Annotated in this window: 20 protein-coding genes and 1 pseudogene; 19 read left to right on the forward strand and 2 right to left on the reverse strand. The window is 68.6% G+C overall.

The window, feature by feature from the left end; genetic code table 11:
* The 3 genes and pseudogenes from manB to manA form a co-directional block, all read left to right on the forward strand.
* Nucleotides 1-689 (forward strand): annotated as a pseudogene (manB, locus tag A5750_RS16210) (phosphomannomutase/phosphoglucomutase); the annotation flags it as partial.
* Complete coding sequence (locus A5750_RS16215) at nucleotides 686-1786, forward strand: TobH protein (RefSeq protein ID WP_066956276.1); 1101 nt, start codon at nucleotides 686-688, stop codon at nucleotides 1784-1786. The pseudogene manB and the gene A5750_RS16215, both read left to right, overlap by 4 nt.
* 8 nt (nucleotides 1787-1794) lie before the next feature.
* Nucleotides 1795-3021 carry a mannose-6-phosphate isomerase, class I gene (gene manA / locus A5750_RS16220; protein WP_066956273.1) on the forward strand — a complete coding sequence of 409 codons (1227 nt, stop codon included), beginning with the start codon at nucleotides 1795-1797 and terminating at the stop codon, nucleotides 3019-3021.
* Here manA and A5750_RS16225 read toward each other — a convergent pair.
* The gene (locus A5750_RS16225; protein WP_197505444.1) at nucleotides 2999-4375 is read right to left on the reverse strand and encodes an NAD(P)/FAD-dependent oxidoreductase; all 1377 of its coding nucleotides are present in this window, start codon (nucleotides 4373-4375) and stop codon (nucleotides 2999-3001) included. The two genes, manA and A5750_RS16225, sit on opposite strands and share 23 nt — an antisense overlap.
* 99 nt (nucleotides 4376-4474) lie before the next feature.
* Between A5750_RS16225 and A5750_RS16230 the strand changes: the two genes are divergently transcribed.
* The 16 genes from A5750_RS16230 (at nucleotide 4475) to A5750_RS16305 (ending at nucleotide 22257) form a co-directional block, all read left to right on the forward strand.
* Nucleotides 4475-5983 (forward strand): APC family permease, encoded by a 1509-nt coding sequence (locus tag A5750_RS16230; RefSeq protein WP_067264218.1) that lies wholly within the window; start codon nucleotides 4475-4477, stop codon nucleotides 5981-5983.
* A 101-nt stretch (nucleotides 5984-6084) separates the two neighbouring features.
* Nucleotides 6085-7326 carry an alkane 1-monooxygenase gene (locus A5750_RS16235; RefSeq protein ID WP_066956264.1) on the forward strand — a complete coding sequence of 414 codons (1242 nt, stop codon included), beginning with the start codon at nucleotides 6085-6087 and terminating at the stop codon, nucleotides 7324-7326.
* Entirely contained in the window at nucleotides 7323-7496 is a 174-nt protein-coding gene (locus A5750_RS16240) for a rubredoxin (RefSeq protein ID WP_067264221.1), read from the forward strand. The genes A5750_RS16235 and A5750_RS16240 overlap by 4 nt, the downstream gene beginning before the upstream one ends.
* Nucleotides 7493-7675, forward strand: a complete 183-nt coding sequence (locus A5750_RS16245; protein WP_066956259.1) for a rubredoxin — start codon at nucleotides 7493-7495, stop codon at nucleotides 7673-7675. The genes A5750_RS16240 and A5750_RS16245 overlap by 4 nt, the downstream gene beginning before the upstream one ends.
* 68 nt (nucleotides 7676-7743) lie before the next feature.
* Nucleotides 7744-8340: a TetR family transcriptional regulator gene (locus A5750_RS16250; protein ID WP_156664345.1), complete on the forward strand. Its 597-nt coding sequence runs from the start codon at nucleotides 7744-7746 to the stop codon at nucleotides 8338-8340.
* 99 nt (nucleotides 8341-8439) lie between these two features.
* Complete coding sequence (gene ahcY / locus A5750_RS16255; RefSeq protein ID WP_066956256.1) at nucleotides 8440-9912, forward strand: adenosylhomocysteinase; 1473 nt, start codon at nucleotides 8440-8442, stop codon at nucleotides 9910-9912.
* 93 nt (nucleotides 9913-10005) lie between these two features.
* The gene (locus A5750_RS16260) at nucleotides 10006-10695 is read left to right on the forward strand and encodes a dTMP kinase (RefSeq protein ID WP_067264228.1); all 690 of its coding nucleotides are present in this window, start codon (nucleotides 10006-10008) and stop codon (nucleotides 10693-10695) included.
* An 80-nt stretch (nucleotides 10696-10775) separates the two neighbouring features.
* Nucleotides 10776-11462 (forward strand): two-component system response regulator MtrA, encoded by a 687-nt coding sequence (gene mtrA / locus A5750_RS16265; protein ID WP_046187325.1) that lies wholly within the window; start codon nucleotides 10776-10778, stop codon nucleotides 11460-11462.
* A gap of 49 nt (nucleotides 11463-11511) precedes the next feature.
* A complete protein-coding gene (gene mtrB, locus A5750_RS16270) occupies nucleotides 11512-13197 on the forward strand; it encodes an MtrAB system histidine kinase MtrB (protein WP_082959133.1) in 1686 nt (561 codons plus the stop codon).
* Nucleotides 13197-14954, forward strand: a complete 1758-nt coding sequence (lpqB, locus tag A5750_RS16275; protein ID WP_197505439.1) for an MtrAB system accessory lipoprotein LpqB — start codon at nucleotides 13197-13199, stop codon at nucleotides 14952-14954. Before mtrB ends, lpqB begins: the two co-directional genes overlap by 1 nt.
* A gap of 42 nt (nucleotides 14955-14996) precedes the next feature.
* Entirely contained in the window at nucleotides 14997-15629 is a 633-nt protein-coding gene (locus A5750_RS16280; protein ID WP_067264235.1) for a ComF family protein, read from the forward strand.
* A 323-nt stretch (nucleotides 15630-15952) separates the two neighbouring features.
* Nucleotides 15953-16621: a ribosome hibernation-promoting factor, HPF/YfiA family gene (hpf, locus tag A5750_RS16285; RefSeq protein ID WP_066956243.1), complete on the forward strand. Its 669-nt coding sequence runs from the start codon at nucleotides 15953-15955 to the stop codon at nucleotides 16619-16621.
* A gap of 136 nt (nucleotides 16622-16757) precedes the next feature.
* Nucleotides 16758-19580 carry a preprotein translocase subunit SecA gene (secA, locus tag A5750_RS16290; protein ID WP_067264238.1) on the forward strand — a complete coding sequence of 941 codons (2823 nt, stop codon included), beginning with the start codon at nucleotides 16758-16760 and terminating at the stop codon, nucleotides 19578-19580.
* 207 nt (nucleotides 19581-19787) lie between these two features.
* Nucleotides 19788-20543, forward strand: coding sequence for a methanethiol S-methyltransferase (gene mddA, locus A5750_RS16295; RefSeq protein WP_067264242.1), 756 nt, complete (start codon nucleotides 19788-19790; stop codon nucleotides 20541-20543).
* A gap of 69 nt (nucleotides 20544-20612) precedes the next feature.
* The gene (locus tag A5750_RS16300; RefSeq protein ID WP_066956234.1) at nucleotides 20613-21095 is read left to right on the forward strand and encodes a cation:proton antiporter regulatory subunit; all 483 of its coding nucleotides are present in this window, start codon (nucleotides 20613-20615) and stop codon (nucleotides 21093-21095) included.
* A gap of 4 nt (nucleotides 21096-21099) precedes the next feature.
* Complete coding sequence (locus A5750_RS16305) at nucleotides 21100-22257, forward strand: cation:proton antiporter (RefSeq protein ID WP_067264246.1); 1158 nt, start codon at nucleotides 21100-21102, stop codon at nucleotides 22255-22257.
* Between the two features lie 8 nt (nucleotides 22258-22265).
* On the opposite strand, the gene A5750_RS16310 is transcribed toward A5750_RS16305, so the two are convergent.
* A complete protein-coding gene (locus A5750_RS16310) occupies nucleotides 22266-22811 on the reverse strand; it encodes an Rv3235 family protein (protein WP_067264249.1) in 546 nt (181 codons plus the stop codon).
* Nucleotides 22812-22884 lie beyond the last annotated feature (73 nt).

Raw genomic sequence — 22884 nt, forward strand, 5'->3', positions numbered from 1 at the left:
GCGGGGCCGATATCGGGCTGGCCTTCGACGGGGACGCCGACCGCTGCTTCGTCGTCGACGAACGCGGCCGGGGCGTGTCGCCCTCGACGGTGACCAGCCTGGTGGCCGCCCGCGAGCTGGGGCGCGAGATCGGCGCCACCATCATCCACAACGTGATCACGTCGCGGGCGGTGCCCGAGCTGGTCACCGAACGCGGCGGCACGCCGCTGCGCTCGCGCGTCGGGCACTCCTATATCAAGGCGATGATGGCCGACACCGGCGCCATCTTCGGCGGCGAACACTCGGCGCACTATTACTTCCGCGACTTCTGGGGTGCGGACTCCGGAATGCTCGCCGCGTTGCATGTGCTGGCCGCCCTCGGCGAGCAGGACCGGCCGCTGTCGGAGTTGACCGCCGACTACCAGCGCTACGAATCCTCCGGCGAGATCAACTTCACGGTGGCCGACGCCGCGCTGTGCACGGAGGCGGTGCTGAAGTCCTTCGGCAGCCGGATCCACTCCATCGACCACGTGGACGGGGTGACGGTCGACCTGGGCGACGGCAGCTGGTTCAACCTGCGCAGCTCCAACACCGAGCCGTTGCTGCGGCTCAACGTGGAGGCGCGCAGCACCGAGGACGTCGACGCGGTGGTCGCCCAGATCAGTGGGCAGATCCACGCGCAGTCGGCGCCCGCCGGGGCCGCGCCGTGAGCGCGGTCCGGGCGATCGATCTGGAGGACACCGAGGGCCTGCTGGCCGCCGACCGGGATGGCCTGCTGCGCTCGGCGTCGTCGGCCGGCGCGCAGGTGCGCGCGGTTGCCGCCGCCGTCGACGAGGGCGCGCTGGATGCGCTACGGGCCGACGACCGACCGCGCAGCCTGATCTGGGTCGCCGGTCGCGGGGCCGCCGAAACCGCCGGCGCCATGGTGGTCGCGACGGTGGGCGGTGCGGCGTCCGAGCCGATCGTGCAGACGGCCGAGGTTCCGCCGTGGATCGGCCCGCTCGATGTGTTGATCGTCGCGGGCGACGACCCCGGCGACCCGGCGCTGGTCACCGCCGCCGCGACCGGGGCACGCCGCGGGGCGCGGGTCGTCGTCGTTTCGCCCTACGAGGGTCCGTTGCGGGATGCCACGGCCGGCCGGGCGGCGGTGCTGGCGCCGCGGCTTCCGCTCCCGGACGAGTTCGGGTTGTGCCGCTACCTGGCCGCCGGCCTGGCCGTGATGCAAAGCGTGGACCAGCGACCCGGCATCGACCTGGGCGCGCTGGCCGACCAGTTGGACGCCGAGGCGCTGCGCAACAGCGCGGCCCGCGAACTGTTCACCAACCCGGCCAAGACGATTGCGGCGCGCATCGCCGACCGACAGGTGGCGCTGGCCGGCGACTGCGCCGCGACGCTGGCGCTGGCCCGGCATGGCAGTTCGGTCCTGCTGCGGATCGCCCACCAGGTGGTCGGCGCCACCGGATTGTCGGATGCGGTAGTCGCGCTTCGCGCCGGGGTGTCCGGCGGCTTCCGGGACCCCGCCGAAGCGCTGTTCCACGACGAACAGATCGACGGGCCGCTGCCCGCGCGCCCGCTGGTGCTGGCGCTCACCTTGTCCGCCGAACAACCGGTCGTGGCGGCCCGGACCGCCGGGCTTGACGACGTGTATCTGATCGCCGCCGAAGATGTGCCGGACGGGCCCGGCGGCTCGGCGGGCTCGACGGTCGCGCCGGCGTTGGGTGGCGCCATCAGCGCAGAGCAGCAACTGGCAGTATTGGCCGTTCGACTGGAGATGGCCGCGGTTTACGCGCGGCTGGTGCGGGGATAGATAGAACAGTGGAACTGCTTCGCGGAGCCTTGAGGACCTACGCCTGGGGATCGCGTACCGCCATAGCGGAGTTCACCGGGCGTGCGGTTCCGGCCGCTCATCCTGAGGCCGAGCTCTGGTTCGGCGCGCACCCGGGCGACCCGGCCTGGCTGGAAACCGACGCGGGCGAGGTGTCCTTGCTCGACGCGCTGGTCGCCGACCCGGAAGGGCAGCTCGGCCCCGGGGCGCGCGCCCGGTTCGGTGACGTGTTGCCGTTTCTGGTGAAGGTCCTCGCGGCCGACGAGCCGCTGTCCCTGCAGGCCCACCCGAGCGCGGCGCAGGCGGCCGAGGGTTACCTGCGTGAGGAGCGGCTGGGCATTCCGCTGTCCTCCCCGGTGCGCAACTACCGCGACACCTCGCACAAACCCGAGCTGCTGGTGGCGCTGCAGCCGTTCGAGGCGCTGGCCGGATTCCGGCAGGCCTCCCGCACCGTCGAGCTGCTGCGGGCCCTGGCCGTCTCCGACCTCGACCCCTTCATCGACTTGCTCAGCGACCAGTCCGACGCCGACGGCCTGCGCGCGCTGTTCACCACCTGGATCACCGCACCGCAGCCCGACATCGACGTGCTGGTGCCGGCCGTGTTGGACGGTGCCATCCAGTACATCAGCTCCGGCGCAACGGAATTCGCCGGGGAGGTCAAGACGGTGCTGGAGCTCGGGGAACGCTATCCGGGCGACGCCGGGGTGCTGGCGGCCTTGTTGCTGAACCGCATCACCCTGGCCCCGGGCGAGGCGATCTTCGTGTCGGCCGGCAGCCTGCACACCTACCTGCGGGGCTTCGCCGTCGAGGTCATGGCCAACTCCGACAACGTGTTACGCGGCGGCCTGACCCCCAAGCACGTCGACGTCCCCGAGCTGCTGCGGGTGCTGAACTTCACGCCGACCACCGAGGCCCAGGTGCGGCCCCACATCCGCCGCGAGGGCTTCGGCCTGATCTACGAGACCCCGGCCGACGAGTTCGCGGTCGCGCTGCTCGAACTCGACGGCGACTATCTGGGCCACGAGGTCGACGCCTCGTGCAGCCACGAGGGTCCGCAGATCCTGCTGTGCGCCGAGGGCTGCACGACCGTGCACGGCAAGTCCGGGTCGCTGACCCTGCAGCGGGGGATGGCCGCCTGGGTGGCGGCCGACGACGCCCCGATCCGGCTGGTCGCGCGCGAGCCCACCAAGCTGTTCAGGGCGACTGTAGGGCTGTAACGGCCCGCCGGTCCTTCGCGGCCTGACGGCGCTCGCCCAGCCACAGCCGCAGGTTGTGCGCGATGGTGCGTCCGACGATGCGCGGCGGCGGAACCATGTAGAGGCTGTCGAGCAGCGAGAAGCGGCGCAAAAACCATTCCGCCAGAACCGGATCGGTTTCCGCGGCCCCCAGGAACTGGTCGAACAGCGCACCGGAGGGCCGCCACCACCAGGGGATGGGCCCCTTGGTGCCGGCGTGGTGGAAAGTGACGTCGCCGATGGCGTTCATCGTCCACACCGGAAACGTGCTCTTGGCCGTCGCTCGGTTCAATGCGACGGCCACCTCGTCGTCCGGCAACTGCAGGGCGCGGCGTAGGTGACCGGCCTGCAGCGAGGTCATTGTCATGCCCTGCCCGAAGGTGGGGTTGAAGCTGGCGACGGCGTCGCCGAAAGGGATGATGCCCGCCGGCAAGCGGTCCAGCTTGTCGTAGCGGCGCCACTTGCTGGCCGGGAAGGCGTGGAACGCGGGCTCCCCGATGGGGTCGGCCTGCTTCAGCGCCGCGTTGACATGCGCCGGGACCAGCTCTTCGGCCAGTTCCAGCATCTCGGGAAAGGTCTGCGGCGGCTTGACGTTGGCCACCCCGAAGGTGGTCAGCACCCAGGTCCCGTCCTCGTAACACAGCATGCCCAGCCCCAGCGACTTGTCGTGTGAGGCGCCGGCGACCACCACCTTCTCGGCGATCAGGCCTTCGGGGATGCGGAACTGCTGGGTGGCGTAGTAGATGCCGATGTCGAGCAGGTCTTCCCTGGGGCGCTCGTACCCCCACTGCTCCAGCCACACCGGCAGCCGGGTGCCCCGCCCGGCCGCGTCGACGACTAGGTCGGCCCCGACGAATTCCGGTTCGCCGCCGTCGGCGGGATCCAGCACCACCCCGGTCACCCGCTGGCGCGCCGGATCGAACCGCGGTTCGGTCACGGAGCGGCGCGCCATTGTGACGTTGTCCGTGTTCTGGACTCGTTTGCGCAACTGCCACTCCAGGTGCGGGCGGCTGGGCACGTAGGCGGTGAATTCGTCGCGCAGGGTGTGCGCCGTCCCGAGCACGTGGCCCGCGGCGCCGAGGTGGATGCAGTCGGGCCTGTTCTCCAGAATCGGCACGCCGGCGGCCACCATGTCTTCCAGCAGCCCGGGGAACAGGCTCTCGAACTCCATTGCGCCGCGGGCCATCAGCATGTGTAGGTGCCGGTCCTGCGGGACCGTCGCCCGGTTCGTCGGTGTGCTCGGCAAGTCGTCGCGTTCGTAGACGGTGACGCGCGAATACGTATCCGAGAGCACCCGTGCGGCGCACAGGCCGGCGATGCTGCCCCCGATGACCACCGCATGGTCCCTGGTGTTTGCTTTGGTGTCCGGCATCTCGGCAGAGTACCCAGTACTGTCACGGACCAATGGGTCCCAGTGAATGGGAAAGGGCGGCGGATGGCCAACCGATGGCGCATGAAGTCGGTAGAACAATCGATCGCCGACACCGACGAGCCAGACACCCGGCTACGCAAGGAACTGACCTGGTTCGACCTGGTCGTTTTCGGGGTCGCCGTGGTGATCGGCGCCGGGATCTTCACGGTGACCGCGTCGACGACCGGCGACATCACCGGCCCCGCGATCTGGATTTCGTTCATCATCGCCGCGGTCACCTGCGCGCTGGCGGCCCTGTGCTACGCCGAGTTCGCCTCGACGCTGCCCGTCGCGGGCAGCGCCTACACCTTCTCGTATGCCACGTTCGGGGAGTTCCTGGCCTGGATCATCGGCTGGAATTTGCTGCTGGAGCTGGCGATCGGCGCGGCGGTGGTGGCGAAGGGCTGGTCGAGCTACCTGGGCAATGTGTTCGGATTCGCCGGCGGCACAAGCAGCCTCGGGTCTTTCGATCTGGACTGGGGCGCGCTGCTCATCGTCGCGGGGGTGGCCACCCTGATCGCCCTGGGGACCAAGCTGTCGTCGAGGTTCTCCGCGATCATCACCGGCATCAAGGTCTCGGTGGTGCTGTTGGTCGTGGTGGTCGGCGCCTTCTACATCAAGTCCTCCAACTTTTCGCCGTTCATTCCCAAGCCCGAAGCCGGGCACGAGGCCTCGGGCGTCAACCAGTCGGTGCTGTCGCTGCTCACCGGGGCGCACAGCAGCCACTACGGCTGGTACGGCGTGCTGGCGGGCGCATCGATTGTGTTCTTCGCGTTCATCGGGTTCGACATCGTCGCGACCATGGCCGAGGAGACCAAGCGGCCCCAGCGCGACGTTCCGCGGGGGATCCTCGCGTCGCTGGCGATCGTGACCGTGCTCTACGTGGCCGTCTCGGTGGTGCTGTCCGGGATGGTCTCCTACACCCAGCTCAAGACCGTCCCCGGCCACAAGCCGGCGAATCTGGCCACGGCGTTCACGGCGAACGGAATCCACTGGGCCAGCAAGATCATCGCGATCGGGGCGCTGGCCGGACTGACCACCGTGGTGATGGTGTTGATGCTCGGCCAGTGCCGGGTGCTGTTCGCGATGGCGCGCGACGGGCTGTTGCCGCGTCAGCTGGCGAAGACCGGCTCGCGCGGCACCCCGGTGCGGATCACCGTGCTCGTCGCGCTGGTGGTGGCCGTCACGGCGTCGGTGTTCCCGATCGCCAAGCTCGAGGAGATGGTCAACGTCGGAACGTTGTTCGCGTTCATCCTGGTCTCGGCCGGCGTCATGGTGCTGCGCCGCACCCGCCCCGACTTGGAGCGCGGCTTCCGGGCCCCCTGGGTTCCGGCCCTGCCGATCGCCTCGATCTGCGCGTGCGTGTGGCTGATGGTCAACCTCACCGCGCTGACCTGGGTGCGGTTCGGCGTCTGGCTGGTGGTGGGAACCGCGATCTACGCCGGCTACGGATACCGGCACTCGGTGCAGGGCCGCCGCGAGTCGGAGGGCGTCGAAGCGCCGGCGGGTGCCGAGCCCGGCGCCGTGCCCTAAACGGTCAGCTTTACAAAATGACGTCTTGTGTCTAGACACGAGACGCATATGGCGATATTGTCAATCTCCAACGTGGTGTGACTCACAAGGAGGTTTGGCATATGACCACATTCGAACCGCAGGTGACGCCCGAAGCGGCCGACCCGCCCGTCTGGCGCGACAAGAAGCGGCGCCTCTGGCTGATGGGGCTGATCGCGCCGACTGCGTTGTTCGTGGTGCTGCCGCTGGTCTGGGGGATGAACCGACTCGGCTGGCAGACCGGCTCGCAGGCGCTGCTGTGGATCGGTCCGATCCTGGTCTACGTCCTGCTGCCGATCCTGGACCTGCGATTCGGGCCCGACGGGCAGAATCCGCCCGACGAGGTGATGGAGCAGCTGGAGAACGACAAGTACTACCGCTACTGCACCTATATCTTCATCCCGTTCCAGTACCTCAGCGTGGTCTTCGGCGCCTACCTGTTCACCGCTTCGAACCTGAGCTGGCTGGGCTACGACGGCGCGCTGGGCTGGGCGGGCAAGCTGGGCGTGGCGCTGTCGGTCGGCGTCCTCGGCGGCGTGGGCATCAACACCGCCCACGAGATGGGCCATAAGAAGGATGCGCTGGAGCGGTGGCTGTCCAAGATCACCCTGGCGCAGACCTGCTACGGCCACTTCTACATCGAGCACAACCGCGGCCACCACGTGCGGGTGTCCACGCCGGAAGACCCGGCGTCGGCCCGCTTCGGAGAGACCTTCTGGGAGTTCTTGCCGCGCAGCGTCTTCGGCAGCCTGCGCTCGTCGCTGCGGCTGGAGGCCCAGCGCCTGCGCCGGCAAGACAAGAACCCGTGGAACCCGGTGACGTATCTGTCCAACGACGTGCTCAACGCCTGGCTGTTGTCGATCGTGTTGTGGGGAGTGCTGATCGCGGTCTTCGGCCCGGCGCTCATCCCGTTCGTGATCATCCAGGCCGTCTTCGGCTTCAGCCTGCTCGAGGCCGTCAACTATCTCGAGCACTACGGGCTGCTGCGGCAGAAGAACGCCAACGGTCGCTACGAGCGTTGCGCGCCGGTGCACAGCTGGAACTCCGACCACGTCGTCACCAACCTGTTCCTGTACCACCTGCAACGGCACAGCGATCACCACGCCAACCCCACGCGCCGCTACCAGACGCTGCGCAGCATGGAGGGGGCGCCCAACCTGCCGAGCGGGTACGCGTCGATGATCTCGCTGACCTACATCCCGCCGCTGTGGCGCAAGGTGATGGACCACCGGGTGCTGGAGCACTACGACGGCGACATCAGCAAGGTCAACATCCACCCGCGGATGCGCGAGCGGGTGCTGGCGCGCTACGGGGTGCGCGCATGATCGCCTACCGCTGCCCGGGTTGCGACTACATCTACGACGAAGCGAAAGGCGCCCCGCGGGAAGGCTTTCCGGCGGGCACGCCCTTCAGCGACATCCCCGACGACTGGTGCTGCCCCGATTGCGCGGTGCGCGAGAAGGCCGACTTCGAAACGGTAGGAGTGAATCAGTGACCGACTACAAGCTCTTCATCTGCGTGCAGTGCGGGTTCGAGTACGACGAGGCCAAGGGCTGGCCGGAAGACGGCATCGCGCCCGGAACCCGCTGGGACGACATCCCGGAGGACTGGAGCTGCCCGGATTGCGGCGCCGCGAAATCCGACTTCGAGATGGTGGAGATCGCCCGTTCGTGATCGCCACGAACACGGTTGAAGAAGCGGAAACGGTCGCAAAAGCAGCTATTGTCGCGCCTGTGAAGCGGATGCCGTACCCCGAGGCGTCGCGCGTCCTGCTGCGCGACTCGGTGCTGGACGCCATGCGCGAGTTGCTGGGGACCCGCGACTGGTCCGCCATCACGCTTTCGGACGTGGCCCGCGCCGCGGGCATCAGCCGGCAGACCATCTACAACGAGTTCGGGTCGCGGCAGGGCCTGGCGCAGGGTTACGCCCTGCGCCTGGCCGATCGCCTCGTCGACGCGGTCGGGGGCGCGATCGAGGCCAACGTCGGCAACATCTATGAAGCGTTCCTGCAGGGCTTTCGCGCCTTCTTCGCGGAGTCGGCGGCCGACCCGCTGGTGATCTCCCTGCTGACCGGTGTCGCCAAGCCGGACCTGCTGCAGATCATCACCACCGACAGCGGACCCATCATCACGCGGGCGTCGGAACGGCTGAGTGCGGCATTCACCCAAAGCTGGGTGGCCACCAGTGACGAGGACGCCGGCGTGCTCGCGCGCGCCATCGTGCGGCTGGCGATGAGCTACGTGTCGATGCCGCCCGAGGCCGACCACGACGTCGCGGCGGACCTGGCCCGGCTGATGACGCCGTTCGCGGAACGTCACGGCGTCGTCAACGTGCCCTGACGCCTGCTGCCCCCGCGGCCGCCGACTACAGTGGCGCAAGAGCGCATACCTAAGCTAAGTAATCCTCTTGGACCCTAAGCCGCAGAAGGAATGAGATTTATGACGACGACCGAAAGTTCGCTGACCGCCGACGTCCGCAACGGCATCGATTTCAAGGTCGCCGACCTGTCGTTGGCGGACTATGGTCGCCGGGACATCGAGCTCTCCGAGCAGGAGATGCCGGGTCTGATGTCGCTGCGCCGCGAGTACGCCGAAGTGCAACCGCTCAAGGGGGCGCGGGTCTCGGGCTCGCTGCACATGACCGTGCAGACCGCGGTCCTCATCGAGACCCTCGTCTCGCTGGGCGCGCAGGTCCGGTGGGCGTCGTGCAACATCTTCTCCACCCAGGACCACGCCGCCGCCGCGGTGGTCGTCGGCCCGCACGGCACACCCGAGGAGCCCAAGGGCGTCCCGGTGTTCGCCTGGAAGGGCGAGACGCTGGAGGAGTACTGGTGGGCGGCCGAGCAGATGCTCACCTGGCCGGACGAGCCGGCCAACATGATCCTCGACGACGGCGGCGACGCCACCATGCTGGTGCTGCGCGGCGCGCAGTACGAGAAGGCCGGCGTGGTGCCCCCGGCGGAGGACGACGACCCCACCGAGTGGAAGGTCTTCCTGGAGCTGCTGCGCAAGCGCTTCGAGACCGACAAGGACAAGTGGACCAAGATCTCCGAGTCGGTCAAGGGTGTCACCGAAGAGACCACCACCGGCGTGCTGCGCCTGTACCAGTTCGCCGCGGCCGGTGACCTGGCGTTCCCGGCGATCAACGTCAACGACTCGGTGACCAAGTCCAAGTTCGACAACAAGTACGGCTGCCGGCACTCCCTGATCGACGGGATCAACCGCGGCACCGACGTGCTCATCGGCGGCAAGAAGGTGCTGGTCTGCGGCTACGGCGACGTGGGCAAGGGCTGCGCCGAGTCGGTCAAGGGCCAGGGGGCGCGCGTCGTCGTCACCGAGATCGACCCGATCAACGCCCTGCAGGCCCTGATGGAGGGCTACGACGTCGAGACGGTCGAGGACGCGATCGGCCAGGCGGACATCGTCATCACCGCCACCGGTAACAAGGACATCATCACCCTCGAGCACATGAAGGCGATGAAAGACTATGCGGTGCTGGGCAACATCGGGCACTTCGACAACGAGATCCAGGTCGCCCAACTGGAGCGCTCGGGCGCGACCAAGACGAACATCCGGCCGCAGGTCGACGTGTGGACGTTCAAGGACAGCGGCAAGTCGATCATCCTGCTGTCCGAGGGGCGGCTGCTGAACCTGGGTAACGCCACCGGCCACCCGTCGTTTGTGATGAGCAACAGCTTCTCCAACCAGGTGATCGCCCAGATCGAGCTGTGGACCAAGAACGACGAATACGACAACGAGGTCTACCGGCTGCCCAAGCACCTCGACGAGAAGGTGGCCCGCATCCACGTCGAGGCGCTCGGCGGCAAGCTGACCAAGCTCACCAAGGAGCAGGCCGAGTACATCGGCGTCGACGTTGACGGCCCCTACAAGGCCGACCACTACCGCTACTGAGCCGGGTCGCTCTGCCGAACGTGAAACTAGTTTCACGTTCGGCACCGAGTGTGAAAGTAACTTCACGCTCGTCGGCCCGATAGGCTCGGCGCCGTGCTGATCGCGATCGAAGGGGTCGACGGCGCGGGCAAGCGGACGCTGTCCGACGGACTTCGCAGAGCCTTCGAGGCGGCCGGGAAGTCGGTCGCGATCGTGGCGTTCCCGCGCTACGGGAAAACGGTCACCGCCGACATCGCGGCCGAGGCCCTGCACGGCCAGCACGGTGATCTCGCGTCATCGGTATATGCGATGGCGTTGCTGTTCGCCCTCGACCGGGCGGGCGCCGTGGAGGACATCGAGGCCCTGCGCCGCGACCACGACGTGGTCATCATGGATCGCTACGTCGCATCCAACGCGGCCTACAGCGCCGCGCGCCTGCACGAGGATGCGGGCGGGGCGGCGGCCGCCTGGGTGCTCGAGCTGGAGTACCGGCGGCTCGGGCTGCCCGCCCCCGACTGGCAGGTGCTGCTGGCGGTGCCGGCCGAGCTGGCCGGGCAGCGCGCCCGCAGCCGGGCGGAGTCCGACCCTGGCCGGGCGCGCGACAGCTACGAACGCGACCACGAACTGCAGCTGCGCACGGGCGCGGTCTACGCCGAGCTGGCAGCCGCGGGCTGGGGCGGACCCTGGCTGGTCGCCGACGCGCAGGTCGATCCGGACCGGCTGGCCGCCACCCTCATCGGCGCCAAAGAGGTCCCCGCAACCGCCCGGGAGGGCACGCCGGGAGCGTCGAGCACCGGAATTTGACCGAATTTGCATCCATTTTTGCGGCTCGGCGCAAGAAACGCCCGTGTGGCGCGCCGGGTTTGTCCCGATCTGGTGACACCATGGACTCCATGAGGCAAAGGATCTTAGTCGTCGATGACGACGCTTCGCTCGCCGAGATGCTCACCATCGTGTTGCGTGGGGAGGGTTTCGACACCGCGGTCATCGGTGACGGCACCCAGGCCCTGACTGCGGTGCGCGAACTGCGCCCCGATCTGGTGTTGTTGGACCTGATGCTGCCGGGCATGAACGGCATCGACGTCTGTCGCGTGCTGCGCTCCGATTCGGGCGTGCCGATCGTGATGCTCACCGCCAAGACCGACACCGTCGACGTGGTCCTCGGCCTCGAGTCGGGCGCCGACGACTACATCATGAAGCCGTTCAAGCCCAAGGAGCTGGTGGCCCGGGTGCGCGCGCGGCTGCGGCGCAATGACGACGAGCCGGCCGAGATGCTGTCCATCGCCGACGTCGAGATCGACGTGCCGGCGCACAAGGTGACCCGCAACGGCGAGCAGATTTCCCTGACACCGCTGGAATTCGACCTGCTGGTCGCGTTGGCGCGCAAACCGCGGCAGGTGTTTACTCGTGATGTGCTGCTCGAACAGGTGTGGGGCTACCGTCACCCAGCGGACACCCGCTTGGTGAACGTGCATGTCCAGCGTCTGCGGGCCAAGGTTGAGAAAGACCCTGAGAACCCGACCGTGGTGTTGACCGTTCGAGGAGTGGGTTACAAGGCCGGACCTCCGTGATCCGCATCGGAGACGATGCAGAACGGAGCGATGCTGAGGAGCGCCGTCATTGATCTGGGGCTCCCGGCGACGCACTCGGAGCCGTTGGGGGCGCTCCGGCCCCATGACTCGCGGCGTGGGTGCGGTGAGTCGAGCCGTTGCCGTTGCGTGGCGCCGGTCGTTGCAGCTGCGTGTCGTGGCGCTGACGCTCGGGTTGTCCCTGGCGGTGATCCTGGCGCTCGGCTTCGTGTTGACCAGCCAGGTGACCAATCGGGTTCTCGACGTCAAGGTCAAGGCCGGCATCGAACAGATCGAGCGCGCGCGCACCACCGTCGGCGGGATCGTTAGCGGCGAGGAGACGCGCTCGCTGGACAGCAGCCTGCAGCTGGCCCGCAACACGTTGACGTCCAAGACCGACCCCGCGTCGGGCGCCGGGTTGGCCGGAGCGTTCGACGCGGTGCTGATCGTGCCGGGCGACGGGCCGCGCGCGGCGACCACGGCCGGGCCCGTCGACCAGGTGCCGAATTCCCTGCGCGGCTTCGTCAAGGCCGGGCAGGCGTCGTACCAGTACGCCACCGTGCACACCGACGGCTTTTCCGGTCCGGCGCTGGTCATGGGCACGCCCGCGTCGTCCCAGGTTGCCAACTTGGAGCTGTACCTGATCTTCCCGTTGAAGAACGAGCAGGCCACCATCACGCTGGTGCGCGGCACCATGATCACTGGCGGCGCCGTCCTGCTGGTGCTGCTCGCCGGGATCGCGCTGCTGGTCTCGCGCCAGGTGGTGGTGCCGGTGCGGTCGGCGTCGCGGATCGCCGAACGCTTCGCCGAGGGGCACCTGTCCGAACGGATGCCGGTGCGCGGCGAAGACGACATGGCCCGGCTGGCGGTGTCGTTCAACGACATGGCCGAGAGCCTGTCGCGCCAGATCACCCAACTCGAGGAGTTCGGCAACCTGCAGCGCCGGTTCACCTCCGACGTCAGCCACGAACTGCGCACCCCGCTGACCACCGTGCGGATGGCCGCCGACCTCATCTATGACCACAGCGCCGACCTCGACCCCACGCTGGCGCGGTCCACCGAGCTGATGGTGAACGAGCTGGACCGGTTCGAGTCGCTGCTCAACGACCTGCTGGAAATCTCCCGGCACGACGCGGGTGTGGCCGAGTTGTCCGTCGAGGCAGTGGATCTGCGCACCACCGTGCAAAGCGCGCTGAGCAACGTGGGCCACCTGGCCGAAGAGGCCGGCATCGAGCTGCTCGTCGACCTGCCCGACCAGGAGGTGATCGCCGAGGTCGACACCCGGCGGGTGGAGCGGATCCTGCGCAACCTGATCGCCAACGCCATCGACCACGCCGAACACAAGCCCGTGCAGATCCGGATGGGCGCCGACGAGGACACCGTCGCCGTCACCGTCCGCGACTACGGGGTGGGGCTGCGGCCCGGCGAGGAGAAGCTGGTGTTCAGCCGGTTCTGGCGCGCCGACCCGTCGCGGGTGCGCCGGTCCGGCGGCACCGGGCTTGGCCTCGCGATCAGCGTGGAGGATGCGCGCCTGCACCAGGGCCGGCTGGAGGCCTGGGGCGAGCCGGGCGAGGGCTCGTGCTTCCGGCTCACACTTCCGCTGGTTCGCGGCCACAAGGTCACCACCAGCCCGCTGCCCATGAAGCCCATTCCGCCGACCGCCGGCGCGAATCCGGCGGGCCCGCCAACCGCGAAAGACCGCTCGCGCCAACGTGAACACGCCGAGAGGAGCGGGTGATGCGGCGCCTGCTCGGGTTGTTGCTGGTGGCGCTGCTGCTGGGCGGCTGCGCGGGGGTGCCCAGCTCGTCGGCGCCTCAAGCCATCGGCACCGTCGAACGGCCGGCCCCGTCGAATCTGCCCAAGCCGACGCCGGGCATGGACCCCGACGTGTTGCTGCGCGAATTCCTCAAGGCCACAGCCGATCCCGCGAACCGGCATCTGGCGGCCAGGCAGTTCCTCACCCAGTCGGCGTCCAACGCGTGGGACGACGCCGGTAGCGCGCTGCTGATCGACCACGTGGTGTTCGTGGAAACCCGTGCCGCCGAACGTGTTTCGGCGACCATGCGGGCGGACATCCTGGGATCGCTGTCGGACATGGGGGTGTTCGAAACCGCCGAGGGGGTGCTGCCCGACCCGGGTCCGATCGAGTTGGTCAAGACCTCGGGCGGGTGGCGGATCGACCGCCTGCCCAACGGGGTCTTCCTGGACTGGCAGCAGTTTCAGTCCACCTACAAGCGCAACACCCTGTACTTCGCCGACCCCACCGGCAAGACCGTGGTCCCCGATCCGCGCTACGTCGCGGTCGCCGACCACGATCAGTTGGCCACCGAGCTGGTGTCCAAGATGATCGCGGGGCCGCGGCCGGAGATGGCCCACACGGTCCGCAACCTGCTCGCCCCGCCGCTGCGGCTGCGCGGACCGGTGACCCGCGCCGACGGCGGCAAGAACGGGATCGGGCGCGGCTACGGCGGCGCGCGCATCGATCTGGAGAAGCTGTCCACCACCGATCCGCACAGCCGGCAACTGCTTGCCGCGCAGATCATTTGGACGCTCGCCAGGGCCGATATCCGGGGTCCCTACGTCATCAACGCCGACGGTGCGCCGCTGGACGACCGGTTCGCCGAGGGGTGGACGACCTCCGACGTCGCCGCCACCGACCCGGGCGTGGCGGACGGCGCGGGCGCCGGGCTGCATGCCCTGGTGAACGGCTCGCTGGTCGGCCTGGACGGACAGCGCATCAGCAACGTGCCGGGGGCCTTCGGGCGGATGGGGGATCAGACCGGGGCCGCACTGTCGCGCAGCGGGCGGCAGGTGGCGTCCGTCGTCACGCTGCACCGCGGCGCCCCGGACGAGGCGGCGTCGCTGTGGATCGGTGACCTCGGCGGCGAAGCGGTCCAGTCCGCCGACGGGCACAGCCTGTCGCGGCCGAGTTGGTCGTTGGACGACGCGGTCTGGGTGGTGGTGGACGGCAACAACGTGCTGCGCGCGATCCAGGAGCCGGCGTCGGGGCAACCCGCCCGCATCCCGGTCGATTCCGTCGCGGTGTCCACCCGGTTCCCGGGGCCGATCACCGACCTGCAGCTGTCCCGCGACAGCACGCGCGCCGCGATGGTGATCGGCGGCCAGGTGATCCTGGCCAGCGTCGAGCAGACGCAGGCCGGCCAGTACGCGCTGACCTACCCGCGGCGGCTCGGCTTCGGGCTGGGCAACTCGGTGGTGTCGCTGTCCTGGCGAACCGGCGACGACATCGTGGTGACCCGGACCGACGCCAGCCATCCGGTGTCGTACGTCAACCTCGACGGGGTGAACTCGGACGCGCCCGCCCGGGGTCTGCAGATGCCGGTGATCACGGTCGCGGCCAACCCGTCCACGGTCTACGTCGGCGCACCCCAAGGGGTGCTGCAGTATTCGGCCTCGGCGGCCGAAAGCCAGCAGGGCTGGTCGGAGGTGCCGGGTTTGACGTTGTTCGGCGCGGCGCCGGTGCTGCCGGGCTGAGACGGCCAAGGCCTTGTCGGTCCCGCCCGCGACACTGGCCCCATGCTCGACCTCATCCTGCCGCTGCAGTGCGGCGGCTGCGGGGCGCCGTCGGCCCGATGGTGTGACGCGTGCGCGCGGGAGCTGTCGGTGGCCGCCGACCAACCGCACGTGGTGAACCCCCGGATCGACCCGCAGGTGCCGGTGTTCGCCCTCGGGCGCTACGCCGGCGCGCGCCGGCAAGCGATCCTGGCCCTCAAGGAGCAGGGCCGCGTCGATCTCGTCGGGCCGTTGGCGGTCGCGCTGGCCACCGGCGTGCACCGGCTGCTGTCGTGGGGAATCGTCGAGACCCCGCTGACCGTCGTGCCCGCGCCGACGCGTCGTTCGGCGGCGCGCCGGCGCGGCGGCGACCCGGTCACCCGGCTGGCGCGCACCGCGGTGGGCCGCCACCCGGGCATCGCCGTCGCCCCGGCATTGCGGATGCGGGCCCTGGTTCGCGACTCGGTGGGCCTGGGCATCACCGCCCGCGAGCGCAATGTCACGGGGCGGGTGGTGCTGCGCGGAACACCGCCGCGAACCGAGGTTTTGATCGTCGACGACATCGTCACCACCGGGGCGACGGCCCGCGAGTCGGTGCGAGTGCTGGACGCCGCGGGCGTCCGGGCGACCGCCGTGTTGGCGGTCGCTGTCGCGTGAGGCTGTGCGGTCGCCAAGCGGATGTGAAGAACTCGCAACAGCTCAGCGAAATTAGTGGCATGGCGAGGCGAACAAGAGCTAACGTCGAGAACAACGTTAACCAACTCACTGGTCTGCCTCACTGGTCGCGACATTCCCAAAGTTGAGACCCCACTCGCGGGAAGGGGTGAGTATTCGACACCTTGCATCGGCGAGCACTCTGCGGCGGTGACTTCTCCTAAGGACCGCTCTCCCACCTCGTCGGCGCGTCGTTAGCAAGCCGGGCACGCAGGGCGCGTGCGACGTGAAAGAGAAACGAGTTGTCACGTATGTCAAGGCTATCCGTGGATTCCGGTCAGATTCTCGACCAACCGCCGACGCAAACCGACGGCCAACCTCAACCGACGACCACTGCCGAAGTCGTTTTCAAGGGCCGCAATGTAGAAATTCCCGACCACTACCGGCTGTACGTCTCCCAGAAACTTGCCCGCCTCGAGCGGTTCGATCGCTCCATCTATCTCTTCGATGTCGAGCTCAAACACGCGCCGAACCGGCGCCAGCGCAAATCGTGTCAACGCGTGGAGATCACCGCCCGCGGCCGCGGGCCGGTCAGCCGGGCGGAGGCCTGCGCCGACAGCTTCTATGCGGCGTTCGAGTCCGCGGTGGACAAACTGGAGAACCGGCTGCGTCGCGTCAAGGACCGCCGCAAGGTCCACTACGGCGACAAGACGCCGGTGTCGCTGGCCGCCGCCACGGCGGTCGTCCCGCCGCCGCGGCAGGAACGCATGCCGGAGCCAGCCGTCGACCATGACGGCGCCGACGCCGGCCACGAGCCAGGGCGGATCGTGCGGACAAAGGAGCACCCGGCCACGCCGATGACGGTCGACGACGCGCTCTACGAGATGGAGCTCGTCGGGCACGACTTCTTCTTGTTCCACGACAAGCAGACCGAACGGCCGTGCGTGGTCTACCGCCGGCACGCCTACGACTACGGGCTGATCAGGCTTTCCTGACGGGGCCTTCGGGCGGCGGCCCGCAGCGCCCGGCGGTGCCGCGCTTGCGATCGCCGCTACGACGGCCTTTGGGGGGTTGTCACCTACCATGGGAGTCGCTTAAGAGAAGAGACTCCTACCAACAGGGGACATAGCTGTGCTGTCGAAGTTGCTGCGCCTTGGCGAAGGTCGCATGCTCAAGCGTCTCAAGCGGGTGTCTGACTACGTCAACACCTTGTCCGACGAGGTCGAAAAGCTGACCGACGCGGAGCTGCGGGCCAAGACCGACGAGTTCAAGAAGCGGCACGCCGACGGTGAAAGCCTCGACGACCTGCTGCCCGAGGCGTTCGCGGTGGCCCGCGAGGCGGCCTGGCGGGTGCTCGACCAGCGCCCGTTCGACGTGCAGGTGATGGGCGCCGCGGCGCTGCACTTCGGCAACGTCGCCGAGATGAAGACCGGTGAGGGCAAGACCCTGACCTCGGTGTTGCCGGCCTACCTCAACGGGATCGGCGGCAAGGGCGTGCACGTCGTCACGGTCAACGACTACCTGGCCAAACGCGACAGCGAGTGGATGGGCCGTGTGCACCGCTTCCTCGGCCTGGACGTCGGCGTGATTCTCGCCCAGATGACGCCGGACGAGCGCCGCGTGGCCTACGCCGCCGACATCACCTACGGCACCAACAACGAGTTCGGCTTCGACTACCTGCGCGACAACATGGCGCACTCGCTCGACGACCTGGTGCAGCGCGGGCACAACTTCGCCATCGTCGACGAGGTCGACTCCATCCTGATCGACGAGGCCCGCACCCCGCTGATCATCTCCGGGCCCGCCGACGGGGCCTCCAACTGGTATCTCGAGTTCGCCCGGCTGGCGCCGCTGATGGAAAAGGACGTCCACTACGAGGTGGACCTGCGCAAACGCACCGTCGGCGTGCACGAGCTGGGCGTCGAGTTCGTCGAGGACCAGCTCGGCATCGACAACCTTTACGAGGCCGCCAACTCACCGCTGGTCAGTTACCTCAACAATGCGCTGAAGGCCAAGGAGCTGTTCAACCGCGACAAGGACTACATCGTCCGCGACGGCGAGGTGCTCATCGTCGACGAGTTCACCGGCCGCGTGCTCTATGGCCGCCGCTACAACGAGGGCATGCACCAGGCGATCGAGGCCAAGGAGCACGTCGAGATCAAGGCCGAGAACCAGACGCTGGCCACCATCACGCTGCAGAACTACTTCCGGCTCTACGACAAGCTCGCCGGCATGACCGGTACCGCCCAGACCGAGGCGGCCGAGCTGCACGAGATCTACAAGCTGGGCGTGGTGCCCATCCCGACAAACAAGCCGATGGTCCGCACCGACTGCTCCGACCTCATCTACAAGACCGAGGAAGCCAAGTACATCGCGGTGGTCGACGACGTCGCCGAGCGTTACGAGAAGGGCCAGCCCGTCCTGATCGGTACCACCAGCGTCGAGCGCTCGGAGTACCTGTCGCGGCAGTTCCAGAAGCGCCGCGTCCCGCACAACGTGCTCAACGCCAAGTACCACGAGCAGGAGGCGACCATCATCGCCGTGGCGGGCCGCCGCGGCGGGGTCACGGTGGCCACCAACATGGCCGGCCGAGGCACCGACATCGTGCTGGGCGGCAACGTCGACTTCCTCACCGACCTGCGGCTGCGCGAGCGTGGCCTCGATCCGGTGGAGACGCCCGAGGAGTACGAGGCGGCCTGGCACGAGGAACTGCCGCTGGTCAAGGAGGAGGCCGGCAAGGAGGCCGCCGAGGTGGTCGAGGCCGGCGGTCTGTACGTGCTGGGCACCGAGCGTCACGAGTCGCGTCGCATCGACAACCAGCTGCGCGGCCGCTCCGGCCGGCAGGGTGACCCGGGCGAGTCGCGCTTCTACCTGTCGCTGGGCGACGAGCTCATGCGCCGGTTCAACGGAGCCGCGCTGGAGGCGATGCTGAACCGGCTGAACCTGCCCGACGACGTGCCGATCGAGGCCAAGATGGTCACCCGGGCGATCAAGAGCGCGCAGACGCAGGTCGAGCAGCAGAACTTCGAGGTCAGAAAGAACGTCCTCAAGTACGACGAGGTGATGAACCAGCAGCGCAAGGTCATCTACGCCGAGCGTCGCCGCATCCTGGAAGGCGAGAACGTCAAGGATCAGGCGCTGGGCATGGTCCGCGACGTGGTCACCGCGTACGTCAACGGCGCGACGGCCGAGGGCTACGCCGAGGATTGGGACCTGGAGGCGTTGTGGACGGCGCTCAAGACGCTGTACCCGGTCGGCATCGAGCACGAGACGTTGATGCGTCTGGACGGTGACTCCGAGCGCGACGACCTCACCCGCGAGGAGTTGCTCGACGAGCTGCTCAAAGACGCCGAACGTGCTTATGCCACAAGGGAAGCCGAGCTCGAAGAGCTCGCGGGCGAGGGCGCGATGCGGCAGCTGGAGCGCAACGTGCTGCTCAACGTCATCGACCGCAAGTGGCGGGAGCACCTCTATGAGATGGACTACCTCAAGGAAGGCATCGGGCTGCGCGCGATGGCGCAGCGCGATCCGCTGGTGGAGTACCAGCGCGAGGGCTACGACATGTTCATGGCCATGCTCGACGGCATGAAAGAGGAGTCGGTCGGCTTCCTGTTCAACGTCACCGTCGAGGCGGTGCCGTCCCCGCAGGTCGCGCCGGTGGAAACGCCCGAGGGGCTCAAGGATCTCGCAACCGCCGCAGACCAGGGCGAGGCCACCCCGCCCGCGCGGGAAGAGCCCCCAACTCAGTTGCGTGCCAAGGGCATTGACAACGAGGCGCCGGCCATGACCTACTCCGGGCCGTCGGAGGACGGCTCGGCGCAGGTGCAGCGCAACGGCGGCGACGGGAAGGCCCCGGCCGGGGTTCCCGGCGGGGCGAGCCGGCGCGAGCGGCGGGAAGCCGCCCGCCGGCAGGGCCGCGGCGCCAAGCCGCCCAAATCGGTGAAACGGCGCTAGCCCCCACCTTTTCGCGAGTGTGCGGCTGGCTTCACGTTCGGCGCCGAGTGTGCGGCTGGCTTCACGCTCGGCGGTGCCGGAAAATTTGAGGCCCCAGCACGTACGCGCTGCGCAACGGACTAGTCAAAAATGCCTAGGGCCCGGCTCGCGGAAGATGAGGCAAACGACCTATATCCGAACGTGCCTGGCCGGCGGACACTTAACCCCATGAATCGATACTTGACGCTTGGTTACGGCGCCGCGGCGTACCTGCTCTTCCTCGCGGCCTTTCTGTATCTCATTGGTTTCGTGGGCAACCTCGTGGTGCCCCGAAGCGTCGACCATGGGCTCGCGGCGCCCGTCGCCGCGGCGATACCGATCAACGTGGCGTTGGTCGTCTTGTTCGGCGTCCAGCACAGCGTGATGGCCCGGCCCGCGTTCAAGCGATGGTGGGCGCGGTTTGTGCCTTCGTCGATCGAACGCAGCACCTACGTGCTGCTGTCGAGTGTGGTGCTGGCCCTGCTGTACTGGCAGTGGCGAACGATGCCAACGGTCATCTGGGATGTGCGGATGCCGGCGGCCCGCGCGGTGCTGTGGGCGCTGTTCTGGCTCGGCTGGGCGATTGCGCTGCTGGCGACGTTCCTGATCAACCATTTCGATTTGTTCGGGCTCCGGCAGGTATATCTGGCGTCGCGCCAAAAGCCTTACACCAGCGTGGAATTCCGCGTACGACTGCTCTACCGCGTGGTGCGCCACCCCCTGATGCTCGGGATGCTCATCGCGTTCTGGGCGGCGCCGGCCATGACGGCGGGGCACCTGCTGTTCTCGATCGGCATGACGACCTACATCCTGATCGCCACGCAGCTCGAGGAGCGTGACCTGGTCGCGTCTCTCGGCCACCCGTACCGCGAGTACCGCCGCGAGGTGTCGATGCTGCTGCCGATTCCGCGCCGCCAGGCCACGAGCATTGCCCGGCAGGGCTGAATCTTTGTAATTCGTTAGCAGCTCGGCGATCGGGTGCGGCGCCTGCGGCCGACCTGTCAGGATTGACGGATGGATGTCAAGGAGGTGCTGCTGCCGGGCGTCGGCCTTCGCTACGAATTCACTGATCACAAAGGCGACCGCATCGGCATCATTGCGCGGCGGAGCGGCGATTTCGAGGTCGTCGTCTATGCCCGGGAGGACCCGGACGAGGCCCGGCCGCTCCTGCACCTCAGTGACGAAGAGGCCGAGGCGGTGGCCCAGATCCTGGGGGCACCGCGCATCGCGGAGCGGTTCACCGAGCTGGCCCGCGAAATACCCGGACTCGAGACGGGGCAGGTCCACATCCTGGCCGATAGCCCCTTCGTGGGCCATCCCTTGGGCGACACCCACGCCCGCACCCGCACCGGCGCCTCCATCGTCGCGATCGTGCGTAACGAGGAAGTGCTCGCCTCGCCGGGTCCGGCCGAAATGCTCTATGCCCGAGATGTTTTGATCGTCATCGGCACCCAGGACGGCATCGCCGGCGTCGAACAGATCATCGACAAGGGCTGAGCCGGTGCAGGTTTCGTGGGCGCTGCTGTTACAACTCGGCGCCCTCCTGGCCACGCTGGCCGTAGTGGGCGCCATCGCACGCCGATTCGCCTTGTCTCCGATCCCGGTGTACCTGCTGGCGGGCCTGTCGCTGGGTAAGGGCGGGATTCTGCCGCTGGATGCCGGCGGCCAGTTCATCACCACGAGCGCGCCCATCGGCGTCGTGCTGCTCCTGCTCACCCTGGGCCTGGAATTCTCCGCGGCCGAGTTCGCCGCCAGCCTGCGCCACCACCTGCCGTCGGCGGGGGTCGACATCGTCCTCAACGCGGCGCCCGGCGCGATCGCCGGCTGGCTGCTGGGATTGGACGGCGTGGCAATCCTGTGCCTGGCCGGCGTCACCTACATCTCCTCCTCGGGTGTCATCGCGCGGCTGCTGGAGGACTTGCACCGGCTCGGTAACCGGGAGACGCCGGCGGTGCTCTCCGTGCTGGTCCTCGAGGACTTCGCGATGGCGGCCTACCTGCCGCTGTTCGCCGTCCTGGCATCCGGGGGCGGCTGGTTGCACGCCGTCGTCGGCATGGTGGTGGCGGTGGCCGCGCTGTTGGCGGCGTTCGCCGCGTCCTACCGCTGGGGCCACCATGTCGGCCGGCTGGTCGAGCACCCCGACTCCGAACAGCTGCTGCTGCGGGTGCTGGGCATCACGTTGATCGTGGCGGCGCTGGCCGAATCCCTGCATGCGTCGGCCGCGGTCGGCGCGTTCCTGGTGGGGCTGACGCTGACCGGGGAAACGGCGGACCGAGCGCGCCGGGTGCTGGGGCCGCTGCGGGATCTGTTCGCCGCCATCTTCTTCCTTGCTATCGGCTTCTCGGTCGATCCGCACGCGCTGATCCCGATGCTTCCCGCGGCGCTGATCCTCGCCGCGGTGACCGCGGCGACCAAGGTGGCCACCGGGATCTTCGCCGCCCGGCGCGACGGAGTCGCGCGGCGCGGGCAACTGCGCGCGGGCACCGCGCTGGTCGCCAGGGGAGAGTTCTCGCTGATCATCATCGGCTTGGCGGGCACGTCGATCCCCGCGGTCGCCGCGCTGGCGACGGCGTACGTGTTCATCATGGCGATCGTCGGGCCGGTGCTGACCCGCTACACGGGCGGCCCGCTGGTACCGACTGCCGGGGCCCCGCACTGACCTCGCGATCAACCGATGTGCAAGGCCACCACCAGCCAGCGGGCGCCGGCGCCGGCGGACACCCGCTCGATGCGGCAGGCGATGGCGTGGATCCGGTTGCCGCGGCTATACGAGCCGGAAACCTCGGCCGCGGCCTCGGGGTCCCGACCGGCCGGCTGCAGGCGCAGCCGCCGAAGCACCGCCGCGCCCTGCTGACCGGCGGCCGCCTGGCCCATCGAGACGACGGAATCCACCAGGCTTGGCGTCAGCAACGGGCGCAGCTGGGCGGCGGGGCGGCGGCGGTCGATGACCTCCAGCACCCGGCGCAGCGCCGCGTCGGCGAATATCGCGGCCTGCCGCGTCGGCTCCGATATCGCGGCCCGCGGCTCCTCGGCCGGCTGCCTGCCGGGCGGGCAGGGAAGATGCGGCGGGTGGGCGCTGCGCCTGCGCAACGGCGCTCGCGACGACAGGCAGGAAGCGACGCTTCGTGGTACGTCTTGTGCCGGGGGCTCGTAGTCGACGACGGGTAGGACGGCGAACGCGCCGGGTGGACCCGCGACAGGACTGATGTTCAACGCGCACTCTCCAACTCTTCGGTCGAACCGGGAGCCCGCTGGAGAGTGGCAGGCAGTGGTCATCATGGCACAA

The organism is Mycobacterium sp. 852002-51613_SCH5001154 (genome assembly GCF_001667425.1).
GTDB lineage: Bacteria > Actinomycetota > Actinomycetes > Mycobacteriales > Mycobacteriaceae > Mycobacterium.